The following is a 25,941-nucleotide window of genomic DNA, read 5'->3' as shown; positions in this document are numbered from 1 at the left end:
GATGATGCATGGTACCGTCATGAAAATAACCGAACAATGTATCGTCGTCCTCTGTGAAGACGGGAAGTTCCGCAATTTACCCCACCCGCCTGTCATGCCGAAATTGGGAGAGATCATCCCGGTACCCGATGCGGAGATAACCATAAAGCGCAATCGATGGCAGAGGTTTAAAAAATATGGAATGATTGCCGCCGCTTTTTTGTTTCTTATCGGCATTACCATACTGGTAAAGCTTATGGAAATCTCGTCTCAACCGGTGGCTCTAGTCGCGATCGACATTAATCCGGGGTTTGAGCTTTTCGTTGACGGAAAGGGAAAAGTCGAAAAAGCCGTTCCGGTGAACGATGACGCGAAATGGATCATGTCGGAAGAGCAATTAATAGGGAAAGAATTTTATACAGCCGTCAGGTTCATCGTCAAGAAAGCGGAAGAACGAGGTTTTTTGGATACTCAAACGGATAAGAGGTGGATCTGGATATCCGTTGTTGATTTCGGCAAGGCTGCCTTTGATGTAGATACCAAAAAAATCATCGCAGGGGATCAAGATTACAAAATCAAAATGTTCGATGCAAATGAACATCAGATGGAACAAGCGAAAAAAGCAAGGTTAACGCTGAACAAATACATCGTATACGAACAGGCCAAACGTAAGGGGATTGAATTAAGCGTGGAGGAATTGCGCACGCATTCGATTGTCTCCTCTCTTATCCGCGCGGGAATTCCCCCGGAACAATTTTTCGAAAAAAATTCCGATGAGAAGAGTTCAATAATCAATCAGAAAGCGGAACAGATTTCCGATAACAACTCAATCCGGGAAGAGAAGCCTTCCGACGACACGCAGAAGGTAGTGCAGCCGATTCAATCGGACACAACTTACCCATTGCCTAAAGAGCAATCGAAGAAGCAAACCGGTGAGACAACGCCCGCAGCCGATCGGCCCGAGATAAAGCAAAGGAAAACGAAAGACGAAAATCAAGATCATCCGGCATCCGAACGCACGGAAAGACCTGAACCCAAACCGGACGCTCAGAACGCAGAGAATCCATCTTCCGAACAGAAAAAAGCGGCGATCGAACTGAATAACCCCATATATGGCCAGGAAAAAACATCCCAAGAGGAAAAAAGCGATAAGGAAAAGGAGAAAGAAAAGGACAATCAGGAGAAGGACAATCAGGAAAAGGACAGTAAGGAGAAAGACAGTAAGGAGAAAGACAGTAAGGAGAAAGACAGTAAGGAGAAAGACAGTAAGGAGAAAGACAATATGGAGAAAGACAACGAAGGGGAAAAAGAAAGCAGCGGAAATGAGGGCGACTAGGGAATTTCCTTGCAACCCCCATAAAACGTTTCTGTTCGACGTAATCATCCATCAGGAAACGTAGGAAATGAAGCGGAGGACTGGAGAGGGCATGGATGGAAAAAGTAAAAATTCACTCGTTAAAGGAGATGAGTTGGATGAAGAATTTTAGAAATTTCCTGTTTTTGACGTTGGTCTGCATCCTGCTGTTCGGCTTTTCCGGTTGGGCGTCGGCAGCAGGCGGAATGAAAAGAGCCGTTTCGGCGGACGGAAGAGGGCAGCTTATGCTCGATTTTAATGATATCCAAGAAGCGGAATGGGCCGCTATATCGATTGCCAAAATGAAAACAAAAAACGTCTTTCAAGGCTTCAAAGACGGCACATTCAGGCCGAATCAACCGGTAACCCGGGTTGAGGCGATTGTGACGGCTGTCCGGTTATTGGGACTCGAAAACGAAGCCAAAGCCAAATCTCCAGATACGAAGCTCCATTTTAAAGATGCCGAACAGATCGACAAAAAGTTCCCCTGGGCTAAAGGGTATATTATTGTTGCCCTGGAGAATGGTCTCTTCGATGCTTCCGAAGACAAGATTCAACCGGAGAAGCCCGCGAGCAGAGTATGGGTAGCGGGTCTGCTCGTGAAAGCCCTGGGGTTGCAATCGGAAGCGCTTCACGAGATGACTAAAATTCCCAATTTCACCGATGCGGACCAAATCCCCGCCGGTTCCATCGGTTACGTCAATGTAGCTGTGGAAAAGAAAATGATCAACGGTTATTCGGACGGTACTTTTCAACCCAATAAAAATGTAACGCGCGCCGAGATGGCGGCGTTACTGGACAGAACCGATGACGGATTGCTCGAAAATGCCGGTGCCTTTAAAGTAAGTGGAGTGATTAAAAACATACAATTTAACGTAACCGGCAGTGTCTACAATTCGGATACGGTAACCGATCAAGTCTACGATTCTGTCAATGGCGAGATTACCCTTACAACGGACGGTCAAGATTCGTTAACCTACGGCATCTCTTCCGAACTTCTCGTAGAATACCATAACAAATTGATCCGTGCCGATCAGCTAGCCGTAAATGACTATGTTCGCTTGCTCGTATTGGGAGAAACAGTGAAAGAAGCCGTTTTGTTAGACCCGAAACAAAATGATGAATCGGAAGAAAAGGATGACGAACAGGATGAAGAGGACCAACCAACCTCCACCTCTGATATAGGCATTCGTCAATTCGAACTGGAAGTGAAACTATCTGACAAAGGGAAAGTGGAACTGGATTACAAAAACAAAGATGGCCATGCAGAGGCTGAACTGAAAATTGCATCCAAAAATGAGCAACAGAAGATGGAAGGTCAAAAAGCCGTTAATGCCATTGAAAAATTACTAACCAATGCGGGCATCTCCGAAAATATGGACAAAAAAGAGATCGCCGACAAGATTTTATCCGCTTTAAATGTAGATCAAAACAACGTTAAAGAATTAAAGCTAAAAATCAAATTTTCGAGCGGAAAAGAAGTAAAAGTAGAGATTAAGAATGACGGCGGCAAAGATGACAATGAGGAGGATGATTAGATTTATTACTAAAGAAAAGTACATGCAGTTGGGCCCAACCGAAGTTGGGCCTTTCGGATTGTTGGCAAAGCCCCGTTTTTTTCGGGGCTTTTGTTTTTACAAGTGACCAAACGATGGAAAATGGTAGGGATCGTTAAAGCCACCGTACGATCCGTCAGGAGCTTGCGCATAGCCGGATAAGGTTACATTGCGCGTTCCATCAAACGTGGCATCGATCCCGCCATCCGAGTTGTATACGGTCAGCGTTACGGTAGTATCCATCCCTGCAATAGGCGCGGCATCATTGACGGCGGCACTGGCGGTATATGCCGGATCGGGCATGGGAGTGACCGGATTTGAAGCGGCGGAAGGGTGGGAAGTGCCGATTTCGTTCGTTGCCGTTACCGTAAACGTATACGATATACCGTTTGTCAATCCTGTCACCGCAATCGGACTGCTTGTGCCTGTTCTCGTAATATTTCCGGGACTTGCCGTGACCGTATAACTTGTAATGGTTCTTCCTCCGTCGTTTACCGGAGCGTTAAAGCTGACTGTCGCTTGCTTGTTGCCCGGTGTGACGCTTGCTATCGTCGGCGCATCCGGGGAAGAAATCAAGTAGAGTCCAAATTCATAGATTACAGGCGCATAGCTATTATTTCCAACTGTCAAAGTAATCACTGTGTATGTACAACCCTTGGTCACTATGCAGAAGGACTCCTTTCAAGAAAAATGTAGGTTTCTCTTCAGTCTGAAGGCCATCCAGATGAGGATGGCCTTCTTAAGAAACATATACTTCTAACGCAAGGATCTCTCTTTCAAATTCCTCTTCAATCTTCCCGAAATCCCGTAGTACAGAAGAAAGGTTTTGCCAATCTTCTTCTACCGCAAGTGAATGGCATAATCCCAGGAGTTCGGATTGTTTTCTTTTTAAACGGGCAAGAACAGGATTCCGTTTCTCAAAATACGCCGAGAAATCGTTTGCCCTCTTGGCTCCCAATTGGAATACAAAATATTTTAGATTATCTGCCGCAGCTTCGGTGATTTCATGGTTCTCTAGTTTATTGCAAAATGAAGCGATGGCCTCTGTCCCGGTTTTGGCACCAATGGTTGCACCTACTTTTCCCGTCTCCTTATAAATCTGTTGAAAATAACGGATGGAGTTCTCGTAGATTTCTTCATCCGCAGGTTGATTGATCCTTTTAATCGAATGCCAGTACTGGTAAGGACCTCTGCCATAAGGAATATCTTTCGCTTTCCATGCTAATTTTAAGTTTTCGAGCGATAGCCTTACGTACGGAAAGCCTGCCGGATCATGGAGATATACATACTGATCGTCCATATCATAAGCCAAGACGTAATGATCGGAACCTTTTGCGTAACGGTGGTTTGGTGAATACGTAAGATAACCCATATCTACAGGTCCCAAAATTGCGGTTGAAGTCTTTAAAACATTCCGTAATTGGTCTAAAGGACATTCTGCATCTTCTGCCGAAATTTCCTCACTGAAAGCAAAACCCAATATTTTCATGGCATTGGATATGGCGACATCGGGATCAGCTATGTTATTATGCAGAAACAGGCTGCCATTCCCATACAATGTAACGCCAAGACTAACCCCTGATAGTACTTCCAGCAATGATGGCGATACATTCTCATCTATCCCTTTGATCAACATGCTTGCAGAATTGGCGTAGCAATATGCACCATTTCCAATATACATACATTCTCCTCCTATTCAACAGGTACTAAAAATTTTAGGGTATACGTACGATCATTTGCCATAAAATCCGCTTCGTAATACTCAATGCTAAAATTCTGAACCGGTTTTAGATTCATAGCCGGAAGTTGATTTTGATAGATTTCTTCCATCGCGTTCGGGATATTTTCAATGACATTTTCCAACGTAAAAGCTGCGTACTTGTGTTCAGGGATCACCTCTCTTCTCCAACCCGGCGGCAAGTTTTCCAGTCGATCCATTTCAATCGCAGCCAGATAATAGGGGGTGTTGGTTTCATCTATCGATTCGTATCCGTAGCATGCGACCGTTTCCGGATTGATCGAGAATCTTTGCAGCTCATCATAGAACCGATTCCAAAGCACTGATATCTGATGATGATTAAGCTCACCGCTTAAGCAGATGCCACCAATCATAAATGAAGGCTTTTGAATGATTGATGCTTTATAGGGTACTTGCCGCTTTTTTAGATATAAAAGCGGTTCGGATAAAGCCTCTTTGTACAAGTTGTGGTAATGAATCCCTTTATTCCGGTAGCTTTTCGGCGATATGCCCATGTATTGTTTAAACGCCCGGGTAAACGCTTCTTGCGACGAATATCCATAGGTGAAACCGATCTGCTGAATGGGCATATCGGTTTCGATTAACGCCCTTGCCGCTAAAGTCAGCCTGCGTTTGCGAATGTAATCATTGAGGTTCTCCTTAGTAACAGCTTTAAAGATCCGAGTAAAATGGAATTTGGAAAATGCGGCTACTTTTGCAATTTCATCGAGCGGTATTTCATGATCAATTCGATTCTCTATATATTCAATGGCTTTTAAAATGCTTCCGTCGTATTGATTCATCCATTCACCCTTTCACATTTCATATATGGGTTACCTTAGAAGTTCCTTTGTTGTTATGGGTCAAGTCCTAAATGTGGTGTAAATTCTCCCCTCCCCGGTGATTGCATTATGTTAACTAACCTTTCGGACGCTCTGCTGTGACTCCGCCACCTCCTTCTTCCTACGCTCCTCCCGCCAGACGTAATAGTCTTCCATGTCAAAGTACCGGTGACCAGATTGCCATTTCTCGTCAATCTCCATCAGCAAGGCACCTAGAAGCCGTATCGCCGAGTCTCGATTCGGGTAGATTCGAATCACCCGATCTCGCCTGCGGATTTCCTCATTAAGGCGCTCCTGACCGTTGGTAGTACGCAGACGTTTCCTGTACCGTTCTGGTAGCTCCAGTACTGCCGTGATGTCATCAAAGCCCGACTCGAGGATATCCACAGCCTTACGGGCTTTATCACTGTAATTATCCACAACCTGCTCCATTAATAAACGGGCTGTCTTCACATCCGGCGCATCAAGGATGGCCCGCATTTTCCCATACAGCTCCTCCTGTAAACTCTTAGGCACGGCGTCCAAGAAGTTGCGCATAAAGTGCGTTTGGCATCGTTGCCAGGTACAGCCTTGAAACTGGGTGTGTAGGGCTTTCACAAGCCCGCTGTGGCTGTCAGAGACAACGATATCCACACCATGCAGNCCTCGGTCNTTCAACCAGCCGAAAAACGCACTCCAACTGGCTTCAGACTCGCTATCCCCGATNCGCATTCCTAGCACTTCACGGTATCCGTCTTCACCCACACCAGTAGCAATCAAAGCAGCCCTCGAGCGCACCCTGCCATCCTCACGAATCTTTAGCACCATGGCATCCACGATCACAAAGGGGTATTCCTTGTCCTTCAGGCTTCGTTCGTTCCATCCTTGGACAACGGGGTCCAATCGTTTACAGAGCTCCGATACGGTAGACTTGGAAAACTCTTCACCACATAGCTCCTCCGTGATGGCAGCTACCTTCCTTGTGGATACACCATTAATAACCATCTCCATCATCGCCAGTAAAAGTGCCTGTTCACTGCGCTGATAACGGGCAAAAAGCTCTGTGGAAAACTTGCCGCTACGGAGTCGTGGCACCCGCAATACCAGCGTACCGACGCGGGTCGTAATGGGATGGGGGCGAGTACCATTGCGATAACCCTGACGATCTTCAGACCGTTCGTAGGGCTCCGCATTCAACTGNTCNGTGGCCTGGGCTTGAAGAACCTGATTCAGCACCTGTTCTAGTAAGACAGCCACCCCCTTATCTCCAGAAAATAGATCTTTCAAAATTTCATCGTTCAAGGTAATATTATATTGTGCCATCTCCATACCTCCCTGTAGATTTTGTTCACAAACTCATTCTACCAGAGAAGGGCGGGGGTGGCACCTGTGTATTATGTCACCCAGCTGAACGATTGATTTTACACCAATTATACGGACTCAACTTTGTTATGTACCTGTATTATATCTTGTAAACCGGATAATTTTTTGATTTCAATTGCTTTCTTTCATATTGCTAGATCCATTATTACATTGCTTTCAATAAAATGCGCCTTTAAAAGGGAGCCTAATCATCGGCTCCCCTTCTTAATATCCATATTAAGGAAACTCGTCTTGGTGAGGTTCCCTATCTTAATTAACCTAATTCACCCTTTATGTTGAAGATTATATTATGTAAGAATCGGTTTTATATTCAATAATCCCTTATCATGGTAGAAGAGTTCCGAGAATTACTCCCGGACTTTGCCAATCAACAGCAAAGCCTTCTCCTCCTTTGTCAAACGCAAGAACAAAAACGAAACCGCGGACGGACGCCGGGACACCGATGCCGATTACGGTAGGAGCCATTTATGTTCAAATGCCTCGAGATTAAGCTTTAGCATAGCCGTGGGGAGTTCTTTGACGAAGTGTTGAGCGATTATGAATTTAACCTTATATCCGTTTAGAATGAGGGAGATTCGGTGGCTAGGTGCGCTTTTACCTGTTCCGCTATTCTCAAAAATATGACATTTTTCTTTTTATCTAGGCGCCATTCCTTTTACGCCTCCTATTAAAGGGGTTGACCAAGATCATGTTTATGGAGCATTAGATGTATATACCAAAATGGACGAAATTGGGCAAGAAGTTGCTATTATCGGTGGCGGGTCCACCGGATGCGAATTGGGCATTGAACTAGCGAGAAGAGGTAAAAACGTGACCATTTTGGAGATGGGGGACATCCTGGCTAAAAACAGCAATATCCTTTATCGTATCGGTTTAAGACAGGCCTTGGAGAAGGAATCAACTTTGCACACCAAGCTTAACATCAAGGTTGTGGAAATTGCCCGGGATGGCGTTGTTTATGAAGAAGCTGGAAAACAGAAGTTTATACCGGCTTCGACGGTTATTCTTTCTACCGGAATGCGAACAAATCCGCACTTGATCGACTCTTTTTACGGCATTGTGCCGGATACATTTGTCATAGGTGATGCCAATAAACCAAGAAATGTGATGGATGCAACACGAGAAGGTTATTTTATTGCCAAAAATTTGTAATTGTCCCGACTGAAAAAACAAAACAAACACGCTGTAAAATGCGGTTTCTTTATGATTTCAAAGAGAAGAGGTCGCTATTTCTGATTATGGAGGAATTCATAGGGAGATTAACCCAATTTGTAGAGAAAAGTAGTGCTCTTGAAAAGCCCGTTTGTGAACGTTGCTCTTTCCTCATCACTTTTTCAGGATTGTCCAATTAACATTATTTTTACTTATCGTCCGCCCTAGATGAACATTTTGACTGAATCTGACCCAGTTTTTTGAGTCGAGTAGGGCCCGATACTACTACGTCTCAATCCGTATTTTTGAGAAGGCTGATCTTCACTTTACCTGCAGTACGGAAGCATTGCAAGCCTTTGAACCTAGGTCGGTTTTCATATCCGGTTTTCTCTTGGCCATTTTTGTCATTTCATGAAAGGATTCATTGCTTGATGCCCAATTCCGTAAATGTGATTTGTTTTTCTTGCTGAAAAACCAACGGAAGGTCACCATTGGAGCTTTACCAAATTGTTTCTTATGCGTTTTTACAGCGAGCACCAGAAATTCATCGTCGGAGGGGTTGTCTAAATAAACTTCACCTCCCTAATAAAGCCGCTTTCGGTTTCGTCAATCCGGGTTTTTTAGCCGAACTCGGTTCCTTTAGAAAGCTCCCTTTCTTAATCGGTCGTAATTCCGGATCAAAGAATCTTACCATACAATCCATGATTATGCGTCTTCCGGAAACCACTAGCTTGACTTGATTCACAAATTAGGTCGTTCGTTCCACTACATCTGTTAAAAGCTGTTTCAGATGCTTAATGGCTTGATGCCCCTTGTATTTTATTTGCTTGATGGTCGTAAGCGAAATGACGGCTAAATATAAATAAGCCTCATTGCCTAGCTGATATGCGCCCGTCAAGAGGACAATGAAAAAATAAAGGAACTTGATAGCTGCCTCCCTAACGGTGGGCAGCAATCTCTATGCGGCCTTTGCGTACCGCTCGTGGTTTTCCATAGGCGTCATGACGGATAGCCGACACTGCAACCGCGGGTAGTTGTAATAATAGATATAGGCTGAAATGGCTTGTATCAGCTATTCCCGGCTGGTGAAATTTGTGACCGTAGTACATCTCCCGTTCCAGGATGCCCCAGAAACCTTCCATCGGTCCATTATCTATACAGTGTCCCACTCTGGACATACTTTGTGCAGCCTTGCCTTTTGTACTTAATGGTGGATTGGATGTTAATGACGCGATTGATGTGGCTTGTCATTCACATGGATGTCGTGGTCCCTTCCAACTCATTCCGTATTCCTAAGGGTACGTAAAATCTTTGCTGTGATCCCGCCTTTCCTCATGACCGGAAGTGTCCGATGATGAAAGTCAAATCCCTGTGTATCATCCCAGATTTTAACCACTTCGACTTCTTCGCATTGATCGTTCGTTACAATTTCGCAAACACTGCTTTTAATACTCGTATGGCTTTAAGAGCTTGTTCTTTCCGATGGCATAAAATGACCAGATCATCCGCATATCGAACTAATGTTCCTGTTTGGGTAAATTGTCTTTCCCATATCGTATCTAAGTAGTTCAGATAGAGATTGACCAGAAGTGGACGGATTACGCCGCCCCGGGGACTTCCGATTACCGTTTCGTGAACCTGCCCCTCTTTCACGAATCCCGCTTTAAGCTATTTCCGTATGAGTTTCAATATTCGTCGACTGCTTATTCTTTATTCCACCAGTTTCATAAGTTTGGCATGTGAAATGTTGTCAAAGTATCCGGTAATGTCCACGTCAACCACCCAATAGACTCGTCCTTCGTTTATGGTTTCCCGTATCCTCCGCGTTGCATCATGTGCGCTCCATTTCGATCGAAAGCCGAATGAGCAGCCTTTGAAATCTGCTTCAAAACGGGCTCTTATACGATCTTAGCCGCCATCTTGTCATACAAGGCATGAAACCATCTCTTTGGATTTTCCTTATCTACGCTGAGCTCCCAAGTTCTTCACGTGTTCCATGGTCTTCGCCTACACCCATGGGGCTCGACACTCTCTAGTCCCTTAACGGGTTACATATTGACGATGCGGCAAGATTCACGGTCGTTACAGCCTGAGCATTTGTTTCACTGTATGTTTTACAGCTTTTCACAGGGCTCCAGCCATCAGATTTCGTTGATATCTGCCTGCTAACTACGAGGCGGCTTGGTACCTACCTACTCGACTGAACTTTCATCAGTTAGTTATGCCTAGTTTAGCTAGGCGCGCTGGGTATTATTTTACGCTTACATAAATTTCATATTTTTCCCGCTCTGGCCATGTCCTTGAATCCACTACACTAGGTAAAATGGCGATTTTGTCGATTCCCTTTTGCCATCGGCTACGCCGATTTCCCAGAGAATCCATATGAATTCTATACTCCCTGGCGTGGATAACACGATAGACTTGTTGCACGCTGAAATCTTTTGCTTGAGCAGTTTGTTCGTTGATTTATTTGTTGGTTGATTAATTTGTTGTACGTGGCATTTGAATGTCCATCTAATCAATGTATGCCTTCTGACCGAATGAGTCAAAAAGCCAATCGCATCTTTTACAAACTGTTTATCTTACCAACTCTATTGTCTGTATTTCAGGTAAAATCTTTTATATTCTCCTTTTTCTATATCTGATTGAATTAGACCTACTTGGTCTTTTGAATAAATCACTATAATAAATGTTATTTTCAACGATATGCTTATTTTTACAATACTTCCTTGTTATATCTTGCAAGGCTAAATCGAATGTAACAATGTCCCCACATTGTAGGCACATTACATCAACAGTATCATCATTATACTCAGGATAAGCTTGACGCATTAATTGAACCAGTTTTGTTCCACTTATAAGTTCTATGTTCTTGTCTTTTGCATACTCATAAGCAGTATCAGCAAAAAAAGATGTGGTTACAAAAAAACCTTTTCTTGCCTTTTCTTCATGCATGGCAGCAAAAAACTTTTGTAAAAAAGAGATTGAACAGAGCGGTAGATTTGATAAACCGATTGTTACTTCCATACTTCCGGCTTCAACCTTTTATCCCGCACCTTAATCCGGTCAGTTTTCAGCCAAATTTAGACCCTTAACGAGCCACGGAACCCCCTAGAAGCATAGTAGGATTCTGCTCCATTGTGGTACACAAAAACAGTGTCATAGCGACGATCACCAAAAATGGCCCCGCCTAGTCTTCTAATCTTCTCGGGTGTTTTCACCCAGCTCGATGTTTTCGTATCGTATTTTCCTAGTTTCTGCAACTCCCGGTATTGTTCTTCCGTTAAAAGTTCAATGCCCATGGCACTAGCCATGTCAACTGCGTTATTTTCCGGTTTATGTTCTTTCCTTGACTCCAGCGCTTCGCGGTCATAACAAACACTTCTGCGGCCTTTAGGACTTTCCGCTGAACAATCAAAAAAAATATATTCGTCCGTCTCTTTATCATAACCGACCACATCCGGTTCACCGCCTGTTCTCTCCATTTCATTGAGCGACCACAGTTTTTCAGGATTCGCTTCGAGCTTTGCCTGTACTTTAGCCCATTCCAGGCCTTCATGGCGGTTCATGTTTTTCTCAAAACGGGATTTCAATGTTTCAAGTAGTTTTTCGCGTTGTTCGGGTGACAACTCTTTGTTATTCCTGATTTCATTATTCCTTGTCATGTGATGTTCTCCTTTATTTTTTATATTTATAATGGTAAAAAGTTTTAACCTACATTATCGATTATATATGTTCAATCTTCCATCAGATGTAAATAGATGTTGATCATCTTTTCTTTCATTTGAATTGCTCTTCATCTCATTAGACAATTTATGGATTGTGGATCAAACCGATCAATCAAGATTCGTTACAACGGGGGTGGGTTAAATAAAGTGGAAACTCCGGCATTCTAACCGCCGGAGTTTATCCGATTGTCAAGGACCTTTTTTCCTACTTATCTTCCCTTAACAAATACTCATTCCCATCTTGGTCTTTAAATGTAAACATTGTGCCAAATGGCATCCTCATCATTTCCCCTACTTCTACTCCATTACGTTTCATTTTCTCATACGCCGATTCAATGTCCGTTGTGCTGAAAAGAATGGACGGATGTGCAACTTTAGATGGATTCTGTTGTTGCATCACTGACTTAGAGTAAAGAACCAGGGTGGTAAATTCGTCTTCACTTGGTCCGACTTCGATCCAAGAAACATTCGGTCCCATAGGTTGCTCCATTTTCAAGACAAAGCCGATTTTATTGATCCAAAAGTCTTTCGCTTGTTGCTGGTTATTTACATATACAGTTACTTTCCCGATTTTGTTAATCATCACTAAGTCCCCTTCCTTTTGCATTGTTCAATGATTTTATCAAAGCAAAATGACGAAAACAAATTGGACTTAAAATCAGGGGCTTAATCACTTATCCCTTTCAATTTTAACAACACACAACACTCCACATGCGCCGTCTGCGGGAACATATCGACGGGCTGAACTTCGACGGTTTTGTAGCCTCCCTCCTCCAAAATATGGAGATCACGGGCGAGGGTGCTGGGGTTGCAGGAGACATAGACGATTCTTCTCGGCTTCATCTCGATCATGGTGTCGAGCAGGCTGCGGTCACAGCCTTTACGGGGCGGGTCGACTACGATCACATCCGGGGTGATCCCCTCCTCCTTCCACCGCGGCATCACTTCCTCCGCTTTGCCGACGGCAAATTCCACGTTATCGATCCCATTCAACGCCGCATTCTTCTTGGCATCGGCGATCGCCTCCGCCACCTCCTCCACGCCGTACACCTTCCCCGCCTTCCGTGCCAGGAACAAGGAGATCGTCCCGATGCCGCAATAGGCGTCGATCACCGTCTCCGTCCCGGTTAATCCGGCGTATTCCACCGCTTTCTCATAGAGGAGCTTTGTCTGTATCGGGTTCACCTGGTAGAAGGAACGGGCGGAGATGGCAAACTTCACGTCGCCGATCTGATCATAGATGACATCTCGCCCCCAGAGTGTCCGGGTCTTCTCTCCCAGAATCACGTTGGTCCGCAAGGGGTTTATATTTTGGACGATGCTTACCACGCCATCGATCTCATTCCGTATCCCTTCCACCAATTCCCCTGCCCGGGGGATCTTCTCCCCATTGGTCACTAGGACCACCATGATTTCCCCGGTGGCAAAACCTACTTTGATCAAAACATGGCGCAAAAGACCCGTTCCCCTCTTCTCGTCATAGGCGGGAATGCCCAGGCGGGAGGCGATCTCCTTCACCTTCCGAATCACCTCATCCCCTTTCTCATGCTGGATGAGGCAGGCTTCCATCTCCACCAACTCATGGCTCCTGGGGGCGTAAAACCCGGCGACCAGCCCTCCCTCCCGCTCCCCGATGGGAACCTGCACCTTGTTCCGATACCGCCAGGGGTCCGCCATGCCGAGGGTGGGATGAACCGGGACCCCCTCTAACTTCCCGATCCGCTCCAGGCTCTCCACCACGAGCTGCCGTTTAAATTGGAGCTGCCCTTCATAGGAAAGATGTTGCAGCGTGCAGCCACCGCACCGCTTGTAAATGGGGCAGGGCGGAATGCGTCGCTCCGGGCTCGCCTTGATGATCTCCAGCATTTTCCCGTACCCGTAGGTAGCCTTCACTTTCACCACTTTGGCCCGAACCTCTTCTCCGGGGAGGGCTCCCGGGACGAAGAGGGTATATCCCTCATACCGGCCAACCCCTTCCCCTTCGTGGTTCAAACGTTCGATGGAAAGGGGGATCTCCATGTTTTTCTCCACGGGAATTTCTTTTTGGTCCAAAGGATTCCCCCCGTTCGTCCGGAGCTTCTTTTTCGCCGGATCATCGGCCTTTTTATCCTGCATCGTCAGTTGGCCGGCCGCCATTTCCTTCGGCGGTTTCCCGTTCATTTTTCCTTCCTCAATCTTCTTATGCATACCTTTCCTTTTCATCATTCGATCATCCCGTTCACTTCTCTTTATGGTTTGTATGCTATAGCATTTTCCGCTACACGAATTTCGTAAAACTGACGATTCAATTCGAGAATCTCCTCTCACTTGCTCATCAAAATTCCTCCACGCAAGAAATGTACACCTAGTATATCACATTCGATCCTAGCGGTTATCTATAAAAAATGGGATGTTCCCCTTCGGTTTTTAACGCTTGGTTTCGCGTCGTATCTTCTGCTATAATACCATCATAACGAGAGTAATTCCCAACGTTTAACTTATCTGGAGAAGTGCTCATCTCTAAAATGCCCGGTTTGGCGGGTAGAACGAAGAATGACGGATTCGAAAAGAATCATCATCTACACTTCATTGTTTGTCTAAAGGAGAGATCTGCATGAACGTACGCGTTTCTTCCGTCCAATACCATCTGCACACCATTCGGTCGTTCGCAGAGTTCGCGGAACAGGTGGAGCATTATGTGAAAACGGCCAAGGAATTTGGCGCCGAATTCCTGCTCTTTCCGGAGTTTTTCACCACCCAGCTCCTCTCCATCGGGAACGGAGAGAGAAAGGCACTCTCCATCGGGGAGCTGCCCTCCTTTACCGACTCTTACCTCTCCCTCTTCACCCGCCTTGCCCGGGAACATCACCTCCATATCATCGGCGGTACCCATGTGATCCGGAGAGGCGACCGCCTTTACAATACCGCCCATGTTTTCTATCCCGATGGGAAAATAGAGATTCAGGAGAAGCTCCACATCACCCCCACCGAGGTGAAGGAGTGGAAGCTAACACCAGGAGATGAACTTCGCACCTTTGATACCGAGAAAGGAAAAATCGCCGTCCTCATCTGTTATGACGTGGAATTCCCGGAGCTGGTCCGCATGGCAAGGGCGAAAGGAGCCGATCTCCTCTTTGTCCCTTCCTGCACCGATGACCGGCATGGCTTCCTCCGGGTTCGGTATACGGCCCATGCCCGGGCGGTGGAAAATCAGGTGTACGTGGTAACGTCCGGAACGGTGGGGGCGCTTCCTACCGTGGATTTCATGCGGGCCAATTACGGGCAGTCCGCCATCATCACCCCCAACGACATCCCCTTTCCTCCCGATGGCATCCTGGCCCAAGGGGATCTGAACCAGGATATGATCATAACCGCCGATCTGAATCTATCCCTCCTTCAGGAGGTCAGGGATTCCGGTTCGGTCACCACCTGGCAGGACCGGCGAACCGACCTCTACCCGGACTGGAAATAGCAGTATACCTAAAGGGAGAATCACCCTCATCATCCCGGGAGAATCATCCCGGGAGATGAAGGGAACCATCGTCGTCTAAAGGAACGTCTGTCGCATAAAACGTAACATATGCGCAAGAGAAGTGAGGAGGGATTCCTATGTATTCCTATCACAAAGAGCTCTACCTCTTCGATTCGGACACGCCTCGGAGAGCAGTGATCCGCAATTATACCGCGAAAGATTTCCCAGCCCTGATCGATATCCAGCGAGAGAGTTTCCCTCCCCCCTTCCCGTCGGAGCTCTGGTGGAAAGAAGAACAGCTTCTAAACCATGTCACCCTTTTCCCGGAAGGAGCCCTCCTCATTGAGGTGGAAGGGGTTGTGGCCGGATCCATGACCGGACTGATCGTCCCTTTTGATCCGGATCACCCCCAACACACCTGGGAAGAGATCACCGACCACGGGTATATTCGGAACCACCGCCCGGACGGGGATACCCTCTATGTGGTCGACATCAGCGTCCGTCCCTCTTATCGGAAGATGGGGCTCGGCAGGTGGCTGATGCAGTCCATGTATGAAGTGGTGGTGTATAAAGGGTTGAAACGCCTCTTGGGAGGGGGGAGAATGCCCGGATACCATAAAAAAGCCGCCGAAATGTCGGCGGACGAATATCTCTCCAAAGTCGTAAAAGGAGAGTTAAAAGATCCGGTCATCACCTTCCTCCTCCGCTGCGGGCGGACTCCCCTCGGGGTAATCCCAAACTATTTGGATGATGAGGAGTCTATGAACTATGCGGCTTTGATGGAATGGAAGAATCCTTTTTTCGCCTCTCCTTATAGCGGTCCAACGCCATCAGAATCCCTTCAATCATCGCCTCAGGGCGAGGGGGGCAACCCGGCACATAAACGGTAACCGGGAGAATCCCGTCCACACCGCCGTGATGGGCATATTGATGTCCGATGATGCCTCCCCCAATGGCACAGGTGCCTACCGCCACCACCATCTTCGGTTCCGAAGCCGCTTCATAGGTGGCCCGCACCGCCTCCTCCAGGTGTCTTGTCACACCCCCGGTCACCATGATGAGGTCGGCATGGCGGGGGGAGGCGACGAAATCTAACCCAAAGCGCTGGATGTCGTAGATCGGATTGGTTAAGGCGTTCATCTCGAAGTCACAGCCGTTGCAGGAGCCGGAATCAAGATGACGGATATGGAGGGAGGGACCCAGCACCTCCCGAATCCGCTGGCGAAGTCTCTCTTCCAGGGGGACTTCCGATGCCTCGGGGAGATCTACGGAAGAATCGTTCTCCCCCCCTTTCTCCTGCATCCCGGGCATCACCGGAACAGGAACGGAAAGCATCCCCGTTAACCTCTCCTCTTCTTCGGAAAGGATTTCCGCCCCGGCCGCCACTTCTTCCGCTCCGCTCAAGTCCCTCACCGGAACTCCCTTTCTGACCCGGCGATCGATTCGAAACCCCTCCCTTTCCCGGGAAGGAGGGAGAGAGTTGGGCAAAAGGCGGAGAATTCGGGTCTCGCAGACCTCCACGCAGAGCCCGCAGGCGATGCAATTTCCCACATCCAGGTGAAGTTCCCCTTCCTCTCCCTGTCCAGTATACGTAATCGCCCCCGTGGGGCAGCTCTCCATGCAGAGGGCGCAGCCGGTACACTCCTCTCCCACGATCTCCAGGCTCCCTTTCACCCGATCTGGCAGCGGCCTGGCGAAGAGATCCCGGCGCGTTACCCGACCTGCCCTGATCATCTTCCAAAGTAGATCAAACACGGATCATCCCCCCTTTCCTTACCGATCGCAGCAAGCATAACATAGTTCAAAACTCTTATTGATCAAAGGGAAATCCGGAACGATGTTTCCCTTTACCGCAAAAGGGACGGCGGGCCAATTGGAATAGGTGGCGGAGCGGATACGGAGACGCTCCACCCGGTTCTCCGGCCCCGTCATCAACCAGTGAACTGTCTCCCCTCTGGGAGACTCCACCCAACCGAACCCCGCTTCATAGGAGGGAAGGCGGCCGATCTCCGTGCGGATCTCGCCACGGGGCAGTTTCGTGAGAATCGCCTCAATCAAGGAAAAAGAGACCTCCGCCTCCTCGATCCGCTGTTTCAGACGGGCAAGGACATCCCCGGTACGTTGAAGGGGGACCTTCACCGTGATCCCTTCATAAAAACCGTAAGGGAGATCCCGGCGCGTATCCAAATCCCGCCCCGAAGCCCGGGCAGCCAGTCCCACCACCTCCAAATCCTGGGCCACCTGCGGGGAAAGAACCCCCGTCCCGTTCATCCGATTGATCGCCACCTCATGTCCCAGAATGAGCTCCGCCAATTCAGAGAAATCCTCCCGTACGTTCGGCAAGGTGGCATGGAGATCCCGGATCTCGCGGCTCCCCAGATCCTCCTTCACTCCGCCTAAGGATACCGCTCCCCGGATATAACGGTGTCCGGTTAGGCGCTCATTCAGCTGTTGGAGGAGCTCCTTCAACCGGGCTCCATGGCTTACCCCGACCGCCAGGCCAAAACCGGCGCAGAGATTCCCCACCTCTCCAATGTGGTTGTAGAGTCTTTCCAACTCTTGGTAGATCGCCCGTAACGCCTTCGCCCGGGGAGGAACCTCCACTCCGGCGATCCGCTCTACCGCCTGGGCGAAAGCCAGCCCGTGGGAATAGGCACAAACCCCACAGGCACGCTCCGCGAGAAGCAGCGCCTGCTCCACAGGCATTCCCTCCGCCTCCTTCTCCAATCCCTTGTGGGTATAAAAGAGGCGGGCATCCAGATGGAGGATCGTATCCCCCACCACGCCGAAACGAAAATGCCCCGGCTCAATAATGCCTGCGTGAATCGGACCGACCGGCACCTCCGTCACATCTTCACCGCCGTAAGGCATATAGGTCTCCCTGCTCTCCATTCGGGGCGCCTCCATGGTCTTCGGGTAATCCTTTCGCAAAGGGAAAAGGTCCTCCGGCCAGTCCCCATGCAGGACCAGCGGTCGCGGATCGGGATGGCCCAGGGGACGAAGACCGAAGAGATCCTTCACCTCCCGCTCATACCAATTAAAGGCAGGAAAAAGAGAAGATAGAGAGGGAAAGGTAGGCTCCTCTTCCGGGATTCTCACCTTTACCGTCACAAACGCGTGAATCGGGTCAAAGGCATAGACGTAATAAAGGGCAAAATGCCCCTCCCTCTCCCGCTCATCATTTCCCACCATGGTAAAGAGGCGCCCTCCCCTCTCTTTTACTAAACGGGTCACTTTCTCCAGCTGCTCCCTGGAAATCTCCATCCTCACTTCGCCCGGGGCTTTTTCTTCCCAGGAAAGAAAGGGGGCAGCCTCCCGCCGAAGCCATAAAAACCACTGCTTTCGCGCCGCCTCCATCCCTAAATCCCTCCCTTAAATAGATGGACGATCTGCTGAAGCACCTCACGAACCCCCTCCGGCAGATAGAGTCCGAAGAAAATCACAAACAGCAGGGGAAGAAAGAGGGGGTAGGTGGACCACGGGCTCATCTCCCCTTTATCCATCTTGGCCGGCCTATCCCCAAACAGGATCTTCACGGCATAAAAGCCCATCCCTGCGAAAATGATACCGATCAGCACGAGGAAGAGAGTGGTTTGCCAGAGATATCCGGATTGGAATCCGGCCATCATGATCATCCACTCGCTCACAAAGATGCTGAAAGGCGGAAGCCCTGTGATGGCCAATAGGCCGAGCAGAAAGAGGCCTCCCGTAACCGGTTGGCTGGAAAGGACGCCTGCAATGCGATCGATCCGCTTCGAATGATACTTCTGAACCATATTTCCCGCAGCGAAAAAGAGAAGCGATTTGGTCATGGAGTGATTGGCCATATGGAGAAGCGCCCCGAAAGTTCCAACAGGTCCTCCGATACCCATCCCCAACGTAATAATCCCCATATGTTCCACGCTGGAGTAAGCCAGCATCCGCTTCAAGTCATGTTGAACCAGGAGAAAGGGAACGGCAATGGCGATGGACAAGAGACCAAAGAGGATCAAATACCGGCCTGCCTCCCCTTGAAGCGTCTGATTGGCGATCAGGTAGACCCTGAAGATCCCATAAAGGGCCGTATTCAGCAGAACCCCGGATAAAACGGCGCTGATCGGGGATGGGGCCTCACTATGGGCGTCCGGGAGCCAGAAGTGCATGGGAGCAAGTCCCGCTTTCGTGCCGAAACCAACCAGGATGAGGAGGAAAGACATCTCCATCCAGCGGGGATTGAACCGATGGGCCGACTCCATCAAATAGGTCCAGTTGAGGGCCCGGGGATCTTCTCCCAGGAGATTCACCCCGGAGAGATAGAGGAAGAGGATCCCCAAAAGGGCAAAGGCGATCCCCACACTTCCCATCATCAGATATTTCCACCCCGCCTCAAGGGCGGTTCCCTTTTGGTAAAAGGCAACCAGTAGGGCTGAAACCAGGGTGGTTAACTCAATTCCCACCCACAAGAAGCCCAGGTTATTCATCACCACGGTGAGGAGCATGGCAAAAAGGAAGAGATGAAACCAGAGATAATAGCGATGGTATTGCCTCGCCGTGAACCGTCCTGTCTCAAGTTCATGCCCCATATAGCCAATCGAATAGAGGGAAGCCGTAAAACCCACCAGGGCGATTAAGAAGATAAAATAGGCGGTAAAGGCATCCACATAAAACCATTCATTCCAGGCGATGATCGCCCCTTTCCTCATCACCGCCACCATCATCCAAACGGATAAGAGGAGGAGGAAGAAGGAACCCACCCCTTGTAAGATCTCCCCCATCTTCCTCCAGGGAAGAAGCCAAGCGAGCATCCCTGTCGCCAACGGAAGGAGAAGGAAAAGGAAAAGTATGCTGTTCATCACGTTCATCCCTTCAATCGAGTTAACCGATCTGTATTCAGGCTATCAAAGGTGCTCTGGATCCGGGTGGAGAGAATGCCAATGATCACCACCATCACCAGCATGTCGAAAAAGATCCCCAGTTCGATCATCAGGGGCATTCCGTAACTCAAGGATTGGGATACGAGAAAAAGGCCGTTTTCTATGGTGATGAGGCCCACCCCCTGCATGATCGCCTTCTTATAATTGATCATGATCAACGTCCCCAGAAAAATCATGATGACGGAGACCGGAAGGAAGATCTTGCCCAACGCCGTTCCCGGCAGGTCCAAACGGGCGGTCACGTAATACCCTAAAACCGCCAAAGCGAGCCCGATCATCAGCGTCACCGACTTGGAGGTATAACGCTCCACCTCCTTTTTTATCTTCAGTTTCCGGATCGTGTAATACAAAATAAAGGGAATAAGGAGCGCCTTTACACCGAGGGTGAGCAGCGCGGCGATGAGAAGATCGGCCACACCGGTACGAAACCACATCACCCCTGCCGTGATGGAGAGGATAAACGACTGGAAAGCGACCACCCCCACCGTATCCGCCACCTTTCGGATGAGGAGAGTGAGAAGCGTGCTCCCAAATAAAATCATGGCCACCCACTGTTCGATCAAGAGTTCCCCCTCCTATAATGCGAGATGAATGATCATGGCGAGAAACGCCAGAAACATGGCCGATAAAAAAAGGCGCGGAACCTTAAAGAGCCGGATCTTCGCATAGAGCGTTTCGATCAGCCCCAGGAAAAACCCTATCAAGAAGATCTTCCCCAAGAAAAGAAGGATGGAAAGGAGAAGAAGACCCACACTCATCTTCTCCGGAACTCCCCAGGGAAAGAAAAACTGAAGAAAGAGGCTTAAGAAAAGGAATTGTTTCATCATCGCCGCCCAATGGACAAGCCCCAGATGCCTCCCCGAATACTCCAGAAGCATCCCTTCATGAATCATCGTTAACTCCAGATGGGTATCGGGATTATCCACAGGAATTCGTCCCGTTTCCGCGATCAGCACGATGAGCATGGCGACAAAGGTGAGCCAATAGGCCGGATTCTCCCAGCCCCAATGATGGGCGAGGAGGTCTGGGGCCAAAAAATTTAACTGAGTCGTCCCGACGACGAAGAGAACGGCAAAGGCAGTAAAGAGAAATGCTCCTTCCCCAAAGGCGGATAGAGCCATCTCCCGGCTCGCCCCCATTCCCCCAAAGGAACCGCCGGCATCATAAGCGGTAAGTGCCGTAAAGAAACGGGCCAATCCGAATAGATAAACCACCACCAGAAAATCCCCCCATCCCCCTAGTGGAGAGATGGGAAGAAAGGTGGGAATGAACAACCCGGCAGAAAGGATCAATGCAAATAAGAGATAGGGAGTAAACCGGGTCAGCCAGGAAGCCTGCTTGGAAACCACCGAATCTTTTTTTAAGTATTTCATTAAATCATAATAAGGCTGCAACAGGGGAGGCCCTACACGGTTTTGCATCACGGCTTTCGTCTTTTTGATCACCCCTTGAACCAGCGGAGAAAAGAGGAGGATGAAAAAGAGCTGAACCCCCGAAAAAAGGACCGTCCAAAAAATCTCCACATCATCACCCCCTTTGTGCCCATAACAAAAGGAGAATGAGCGTAACGATCATATATAGGAGATAACTCTGCAGATTCCCGTTTTGAATCCTACGGATTTGTCGGGATAAAAAGAGAACAAATTGGAGCAGCGGTTTATAAAGGAATTGTTCAAAGAGGGTGTGAGCATCGATCCGGTGGGCGATCCCTTTTGGAAAGTAGGCATATTCCCCCCGCATTTCGACTCTCCGCTCCAGTCGGAAAAAGGGGCGGAACATCAGGAGGAGCGGATGGGATGCGGAAGTGGCCGTATATCCCATGGAAGGAGTATAGGGGGTACCGCAGTTCCAAGTCTCCCCTTCGCTAACCTTCGTCGCACCCAGTTTCCAGCGGAGGAGGGCCCAGGCTCCACCGATGAAGAGGAAAATGAGAAAGGGAAAGAGAAGGGGCGATAGGAATATCTCCGTCTCCGTCTCTGGTACAACTAGGAGAAGGGGGAATACGGCCCCTGTTTTGAATCCGATGCTTTGAATGACTCTCCCAATAAGACCGGTGGCGATCCCGGGAAAGAGTCCGAACAAGATGAGAAATAGCGTAAGGAAAGCCATCCCCAACCGCATGGAGAGGGGGGCCTCCTCCGCTTTAGCGGCTTCCTCCGTTCGGGGAACGGCCAAAAAGGCGGTCCCAAAATGTTTCACCACGCCTCCCGCCGCCAGCGCCCCGGCCATGCCTAATAGGACGGCGGCTAAGATGCCGAGCCCCCCTTGCCAAAAGGAAGGAGCGGAGAAGGAGATTTGGAGGAGCGACTGATAAAGCATCCATTCACTCATAAACCCGTTCAGAGGAGGAAATGCCGCGAGGGCCACCCCTCCGAGCAAAAAAAGAAAGGCCGTATGCGGCATGCGGTGGATCAGCCCGCCGAGACGGTTGCTATTCTGCGTATGGGTGGCACAGAGAACCGAACCCGCCCCCATGAAGAGGACCCCTTTAAAGAGGGCATGGTTTAACCCATGGAATAAAGCGGCCATGAGCGCGAAGGAACTGAAGAGCTCGTTTCCGTTCGTACGGAACAGAAGCGATGCCCCGATGCCCATCACGATCAATCCCATGTTTTCCGAACTGGAATAGGCCAGAAACCGTTTCAATTCATTCTCGACAACTCCGTATAGAATACCGATGAAAGCGGACGCTCCCCCAATCCATAGGAGCAATGCCCCCCACCAAGGAGAAACCTCCCCCAACACCCCAAAGAAGAACCGAACCATCCCATACGCCGCCATCTTTAGCATGACGGCCGATAGCAAGGCCGACACATGGCTCGGCGCCACCGGATGAGCCCTGGGAAGCCAGATATGAAGAGGCATGAGCCCCCCTTTCGTCCCGAAACCGATCAGGAGAAGGAGGAAGAGGATTGACCGCAAGCCGCCATCCAACGTCGGGCCCAACTTTTCCCACATGAGGAAGGAGAAATCTCCCAACTCCTTATACAGAAGAAAAAAGGCAAGAAAGAGAAAGAGGGTCCCCAGGTGGGTCATGGCGACATATAGATATCCCGCTTTTCGCACCGGCTCCCTGTCATGGTCGGTCATCACCAGGAGGAAGGAGATGAGAGACATGGCCTCCCAGGCAAAAAGGAAGGTAAATGCATCGGCTGCCAGGAGGACGAGGAGCATGGAGAGGAAAAAGAGATTCCACTCCGCCCCCATGAGGGTTCCTTTCCCCTTATCCGCATACTCCTTTCCATAACCCAATCCATAAATGGATAAGGCCATCCCCACAAGGGAGAGGATGAGGAGGAAGAAGGAAGAGAGACTGTCCAAGCGATATTGGAGCACAAGACCCGGCGCGATCTCCCATAAGGAAAAGCTGCCTCCTGCTCCACCGATCAATGCGTTTAGAGAGAGAATCAGTGCCAACATAGTTCCGAGTAATGAAGAGATATAGGCAGCCCGGTCATGCCATCGACTCCTTCGCAAGAGGAGCGAAGCGATGCTGCCCAGAATAAAAATTAGAAATAGTGCTACAACGAACGTCTCCACTCTCCCTTTTTCTCCTCCTATTCTATGAAGCTTTGAATAAATCACAATTCTATTATAGGGGAAAGAAAGGAAATGAAAAAGGATTTTTGTGGAGACGTTAGATTAATCGAGTTAATTGGGGGATATTCTTTTGATAAACACCTGCTTCAACAATCCCCCTTTTTCATCAAATCTTTCCTGCGATTTCCTCGGACCCTCCGCAATCTCTCTCCTTGTTCACGTAAGGTGTGGAAAGTCGGGTTTTCCCGTTTTTAACGTTTCATACACCCTCTTCACCGCTTCCTTCACTGCGGAAGAGACCGGCGCGCCAAAGGAAACGGCCGCCGGCTGGATCCCCACAAAAAAAACGTCCGGAACCAATTCTTTCAAAAAAGAGATAAAAAATGACAAAGGAAGCCGATGCGTAGTTAAAAAGAACTCCTGGGCAATATCCCGTTCGGAAACGAGGCGTATGCTTCCAACCTCAAGATCCATTTCACAGGCATCCACCACTACTACAAGCTTTGGTTTCATGTCCTGCACTTGATGGAAATAATTCTCCGGCATGGTTCCGCCATCGATCACTTCCCATCCGGGGATCGGATTTTTTTCCAGAAGTCGTGCCAACAGCGGGCCGGCACCATCATCGCCCATCATCTCGTTGCCCACCGTAATCACCAATCTGTTCACTGAAGCTTCACCACCAAATATACCACAGGTTCTTTCATCATCATCTGTAAAAGCTGTAGTAGTTGATTCGCCTATGCATCTACATGGCGGCCTAGTTTGTAGCTCACTTTATTAGGGATTTTAAAGTTGTAAAGCGATTATTCACTGCGGCAATCTATGTGGAGTAAGATCTCTCTGCGTGCTCAACGCCTTTCGGCGTCACTGCTAATATCGGGCGGCTAAATACTCCACATTATGCGTCCGGACAATGTGCTCAACGCCTTTCGGCGTCACTGCTAATATCGGTGAGCCCAGGTCATAATGGCGTACCGGATCGAATTGTGTGCTCAACGCCTTTCGGCGTCACTGCTAATATCGGTTTTTACGGTTTCAAGTAATAATGGTTTTACGTATGTGCTCAACGCCTTTCGGCGTCACTGCTAATATCGGGTAAAGAGGCGATCAACAAGGGCAAGGCCTGGTTGGTGCTCAACGCCTTTCGGCGTCACTGCTAATATCGGCTTGCCCATCAGGATGGGTATATACCGCCGTCCGGAGGTGCTCAACGCCTTTCGGCGTCACTGCTAATATCGGTTGACTCATGGGGTGGGGATGTGTTCGCAGCGGCCGGGTGCTCAACGCCTTTCGGCGTCACTACTAATATCGGACCTATCTCCAAATGAAGTCATAATAGCACCTACTTTGTGCTCAACGCCTTTCGGCGTCACTGCTAATATCGGTGGGGGCAATTTGGGGGCAATCTGCATCATTTTGCCCCGTGCTCAACGCCTTTCGGCGTCACTGCTAATATCGGTACAGCACTTTCTGAAATACTGCGATAGCCTCAAATGGTGCTCAACGCCTTTCGGCGTCACTGCTAATATCGGTGGCTTTTTCCTGTGTGTATTCCGCTTTCCATCTTGTGCTCAACGCCTTTCGGCGTCACTGCTAATATCGGCGGCTTTCCACGAGCCTATCTTGCACGACAAAAGCAAGTGCTCAACGCCTTTCGGCGTCACTGCTAATATTGGTTCAATTGCGTTTGTATTTCCTTCGATTCGGTTCAGTGCTCAACGCCTTTCGGCGTCACTGCTAATATCGGGATCTTCCCCGGTCCGCCGCAACGCTCACATAACCGTGCTCAACGCCTTTCGGCGTCACTGCTAATATCGGCGGTGAATGAAGTCCCTTGATACACTTTCGATGGTTTGTGCTCAACGCCTTTCGGCGTCACTGCTAATATCGGTTCAATTGCGTTTGTATTTCCTTCGATTCGGTTCAGTGCTCAACGCCTTTCGGCGTCACTGCTAATATCGGATCGGTAAGAGCTGATCTTGTGGCGGCCAGCGCATGTGCTCAACGCCTTTCGGCGTCACTGCTAATATCGGTAGCTTGCAGTGGAAGACAAGCCTAATGCGGAGGTGGTGCTCAACGCCTTTCGGCGTCACTGCTAATATCGGTAGCTTGCAGTGGAAGACAAGCCTAATGCGGAGGTGGTGCTCAACGCCTTTCGGCGTCACTGCTAATATCGGTTACACCTCGTTTCTTTTTGACCTGCATTTTAAATGTGCTCAACGCCTTTCGGCGTCACTGCTAATATCGGTCTGTAAATGCGTTTAAAATCGCTTTTCCAGAATTGATCTGTGCTCAACGCCTTTCGGCGTCACTGCTAATATCG

At 48.8% G+C, this 25,941-nt stretch carries 20 protein-coding genes, 1 pseudogene and 1 CRISPR repeat array (1 of these 22 running past the window's edge); of the genes and pseudogenes, 5 read left to right on the top strand and 16 right to left on the bottom strand.

All coding sequences use genetic code 11. The features are described from left to right. Position 1: 1 nt before the first annotated feature. Both THEAE_RS0101675 and THEAE_RS21835 read left to right on the top strand, forming a co-directional pair. Positions 2 to 1,315: an anti-sigma-I factor RsgI family protein gene (locus THEAE_RS0101675; protein WP_028986310.1), complete on the top strand. Its 1,314-nt coding sequence runs from the start codon at positions 2 to 4 to the stop codon at positions 1,313 to 1,315. Positions 1,316 to 1,452: 137 nt separating this feature from the next. After that, positions 1,453 to 2,871 carry an S-layer homology domain-containing protein gene (locus tag THEAE_RS21835; RefSeq protein WP_052329690.1) on the top strand — a complete coding sequence of 473 codons (1,419 nt, stop codon included), beginning with the start codon at positions 1,453 to 1,455 and terminating at the stop codon, positions 2,869 to 2,871. 96 nt (positions 2,872 to 2,967) lie between these two features. On the opposite strand, the gene THEAE_RS0101655 is transcribed toward THEAE_RS21835, so the two are convergent. From THEAE_RS0101655 to THEAE_RS0101640, 4 genes are all read right to left on the bottom strand, one after another. Then, positions 2,968 to 3,552, bottom strand: coding sequence for a fibronectin type III domain-containing protein (locus THEAE_RS0101655; protein ID WP_028986309.1), 585 nt, complete (start codon positions 3,550 to 3,552; stop codon positions 2,968 to 2,970). 76 nt (positions 3,553 to 3,628) lie between these two features. Then, entirely contained in the window at positions 3,629 to 4,570 is a 942-nt protein-coding gene (locus THEAE_RS0101650) for a hypothetical protein (RefSeq protein WP_028986308.1), read from the bottom strand. 11 nt (positions 4,571 to 4,581) lie between these two features. Further along, positions 4,582 to 5,430 carry a helix-turn-helix domain-containing protein gene (locus tag THEAE_RS21830; protein WP_052329688.1) on the bottom strand — a complete coding sequence of 283 codons (849 nt, stop codon included), beginning with the start codon at positions 5,428 to 5,430 and terminating at the stop codon, positions 4,582 to 4,584. A gap of 111 nt (positions 5,431 to 5,541) precedes the next feature. After that, on the bottom strand, positions 5,542 to 6,771 hold the full coding sequence (locus THEAE_RS0101640) for an IS256 family transposase (protein WP_028986307.1): 1,230 nt from the start codon (positions 6,769 to 6,771) through the stop codon (positions 5,542 to 5,544). A 708-nt stretch (positions 6,772 to 7,479) separates the two neighbouring features. Between THEAE_RS0101640 and THEAE_RS0101635 the strand changes: the two genes are divergently transcribed. Then, positions 7,480 to 7,983, top strand: coding sequence for an FAD-dependent oxidoreductase (locus tag THEAE_RS0101635; protein WP_084213407.1), 504 nt, complete (start codon positions 7,480 to 7,482; stop codon positions 7,981 to 7,983). Positions 7,984 to 9,405: 1,422 nt separating this feature from the next. On the opposite strand, the gene THEAE_RS23800 is transcribed toward THEAE_RS0101635, so the two are convergent. The 5 genes from THEAE_RS23800 to rlmD all read right to left on the bottom strand — a co-directional run bounded on the left by THEAE_RS23800 (position 9,406) and on the right by rlmD (position 13,913). Then, the gene (locus THEAE_RS23800) at positions 9,406 to 9,636 is read right to left on the bottom strand and encodes a reverse transcriptase domain-containing protein (protein ID WP_028986304.1); all 231 of its coding nucleotides are present in this window, start codon (positions 9,634 to 9,636) and stop codon (positions 9,406 to 9,408) included. Between the two features lie 966 nt (positions 9,637 to 10,602). Then, positions 10,603 to 11,010 carry a restriction endonuclease gene (locus THEAE_RS0101615; RefSeq protein WP_028986303.1) on the bottom strand — a complete coding sequence of 136 codons (408 nt, stop codon included), beginning with the start codon at positions 11,008 to 11,010 and terminating at the stop codon, positions 10,603 to 10,605. Between the two features lie 56 nt (positions 11,011 to 11,066). Further along, positions 11,067 to 11,648, bottom strand: coding sequence for a DUF4256 domain-containing protein (locus tag THEAE_RS0101610; RefSeq protein ID WP_028986302.1), 582 nt, complete (start codon positions 11,646 to 11,648; stop codon positions 11,067 to 11,069). A gap of 268 nt (positions 11,649 to 11,916) precedes the next feature. After that, positions 11,917 to 12,294, bottom strand: a complete 378-nt coding sequence (locus THEAE_RS0101605; RefSeq protein WP_028986301.1) for a VOC family protein — start codon at positions 12,292 to 12,294, stop codon at positions 11,917 to 11,919. A gap of 83 nt (positions 12,295 to 12,377) precedes the next feature. After that, on the bottom strand, positions 12,378 to 13,913 hold the full coding sequence (rlmD, locus tag THEAE_RS19685; RefSeq protein ID WP_245605509.1) for a 23S rRNA (uracil(1939)-C(5))-methyltransferase RlmD: 1,536 nt from the start codon (positions 13,911 to 13,913) through the stop codon (positions 12,378 to 12,380). 391 nt (positions 13,914 to 14,304) lie between these two features. Here rlmD and THEAE_RS0101595 point away from each other — a divergent pair, with 391 nt between their 5' ends. Both THEAE_RS0101595 and THEAE_RS22370 read left to right on the top strand, forming a co-directional pair. Continuing rightward, positions 14,305 to 15,162 (top strand): carbon-nitrogen hydrolase family protein, encoded by an 858-nt coding sequence (locus tag THEAE_RS0101595; protein ID WP_028986300.1) that lies wholly within the window; start codon positions 14,305 to 14,307, stop codon positions 15,160 to 15,162. A 137-nt stretch (positions 15,163 to 15,299) separates the two neighbouring features. Then, a complete protein-coding gene (locus THEAE_RS22370; RefSeq protein WP_245605508.1) occupies positions 15,300 to 16,052 on the top strand; it encodes a GNAT family N-acetyltransferase in 753 nt (250 codons plus the stop codon). Here THEAE_RS22370 and THEAE_RS22365 read toward each other — a convergent pair. From THEAE_RS22365 to hycI, 7 genes and pseudogenes are all read right to left on the bottom strand, one after another. Then, positions 16,033 to 16,896: pseudogene (locus tag THEAE_RS22365) on the bottom strand (NADH-quinone oxidoreductase subunit B family protein); the annotation flags it as partial. The gene THEAE_RS22370 and the pseudogene THEAE_RS22365 overlap by 20 nt on opposite strands. Positions 16,897 to 16,935: 39 nt before the next feature. Next, positions 16,936 to 18,519, bottom strand: a complete 1,584-nt coding sequence (locus THEAE_RS0101580; RefSeq protein ID WP_028986298.1) for a hydrogenase large subunit — start codon at positions 18,517 to 18,519, stop codon at positions 16,936 to 16,938. A 2-nt stretch (positions 18,520 to 18,521) separates the two neighbouring features. Then, complete coding sequence (locus THEAE_RS0101575) at positions 18,522 to 19,994, bottom strand: hydrogenase 4 subunit F (protein ID WP_245605507.1); 1,473 nt, start codon at positions 19,992 to 19,994, stop codon at positions 18,522 to 18,524. 5 nt (positions 19,995 to 19,999) lie between these two features. Beyond that, on the bottom strand, positions 20,000 to 20,638 hold the full coding sequence (locus tag THEAE_RS0101570) for a hydrogenase (protein ID WP_052329686.1): 639 nt from the start codon (positions 20,636 to 20,638) through the stop codon (positions 20,000 to 20,002). A 12-nt stretch (positions 20,639 to 20,650) separates the two neighbouring features. Then, positions 20,651 to 21,598 (bottom strand): respiratory chain complex I subunit 1 family protein, encoded by a 948-nt coding sequence (locus THEAE_RS0101565; RefSeq protein ID WP_028986295.1) that lies wholly within the window; start codon positions 21,596 to 21,598, stop codon positions 20,651 to 20,653. Positions 21,599 to 21,602: 4 nt separating this feature from the next. Further along, positions 21,603 to 23,615, bottom strand: a complete 2,013-nt coding sequence (locus tag THEAE_RS0101560; protein ID WP_028986294.1) for a proton-conducting transporter transmembrane domain-containing protein — start codon at positions 23,613 to 23,615, stop codon at positions 21,603 to 21,605. Positions 23,616 to 23,831: 216 nt separating this feature from the next. Further along, positions 23,832 to 24,284 carry a hydrogenase maturation peptidase HycI gene (gene hycI, locus THEAE_RS0101555; RefSeq protein ID WP_028986293.1) on the bottom strand — a complete coding sequence of 151 codons (453 nt, stop codon included), beginning with the start codon at positions 24,282 to 24,284 and terminating at the stop codon, positions 23,832 to 23,834. Positions 24,285 to 24,462: 178 nt separating this feature from the next. Beyond that, positions 24,463 to 25,941: a CRISPR direct-repeat array (repeat unit 36 nt; unit sequence GTGCTCAACGCCTTTCGGCGTCACTGCTAATATCGG); it runs 4,476 nt beyond the window's last position.

This window comes from Thermicanus aegyptius DSM 12793 (genome assembly GCF_000510645.1).
Classification (GTDB): Bacteria; Bacillota; Bacilli; order Thermicanales; family Thermicanaceae; genus Thermicanus; species Thermicanus aegyptius.
Note: the sequence above shows the minus strand (reverse complement) of the source record. Positions and strands in the feature narration are given on the sequence as shown.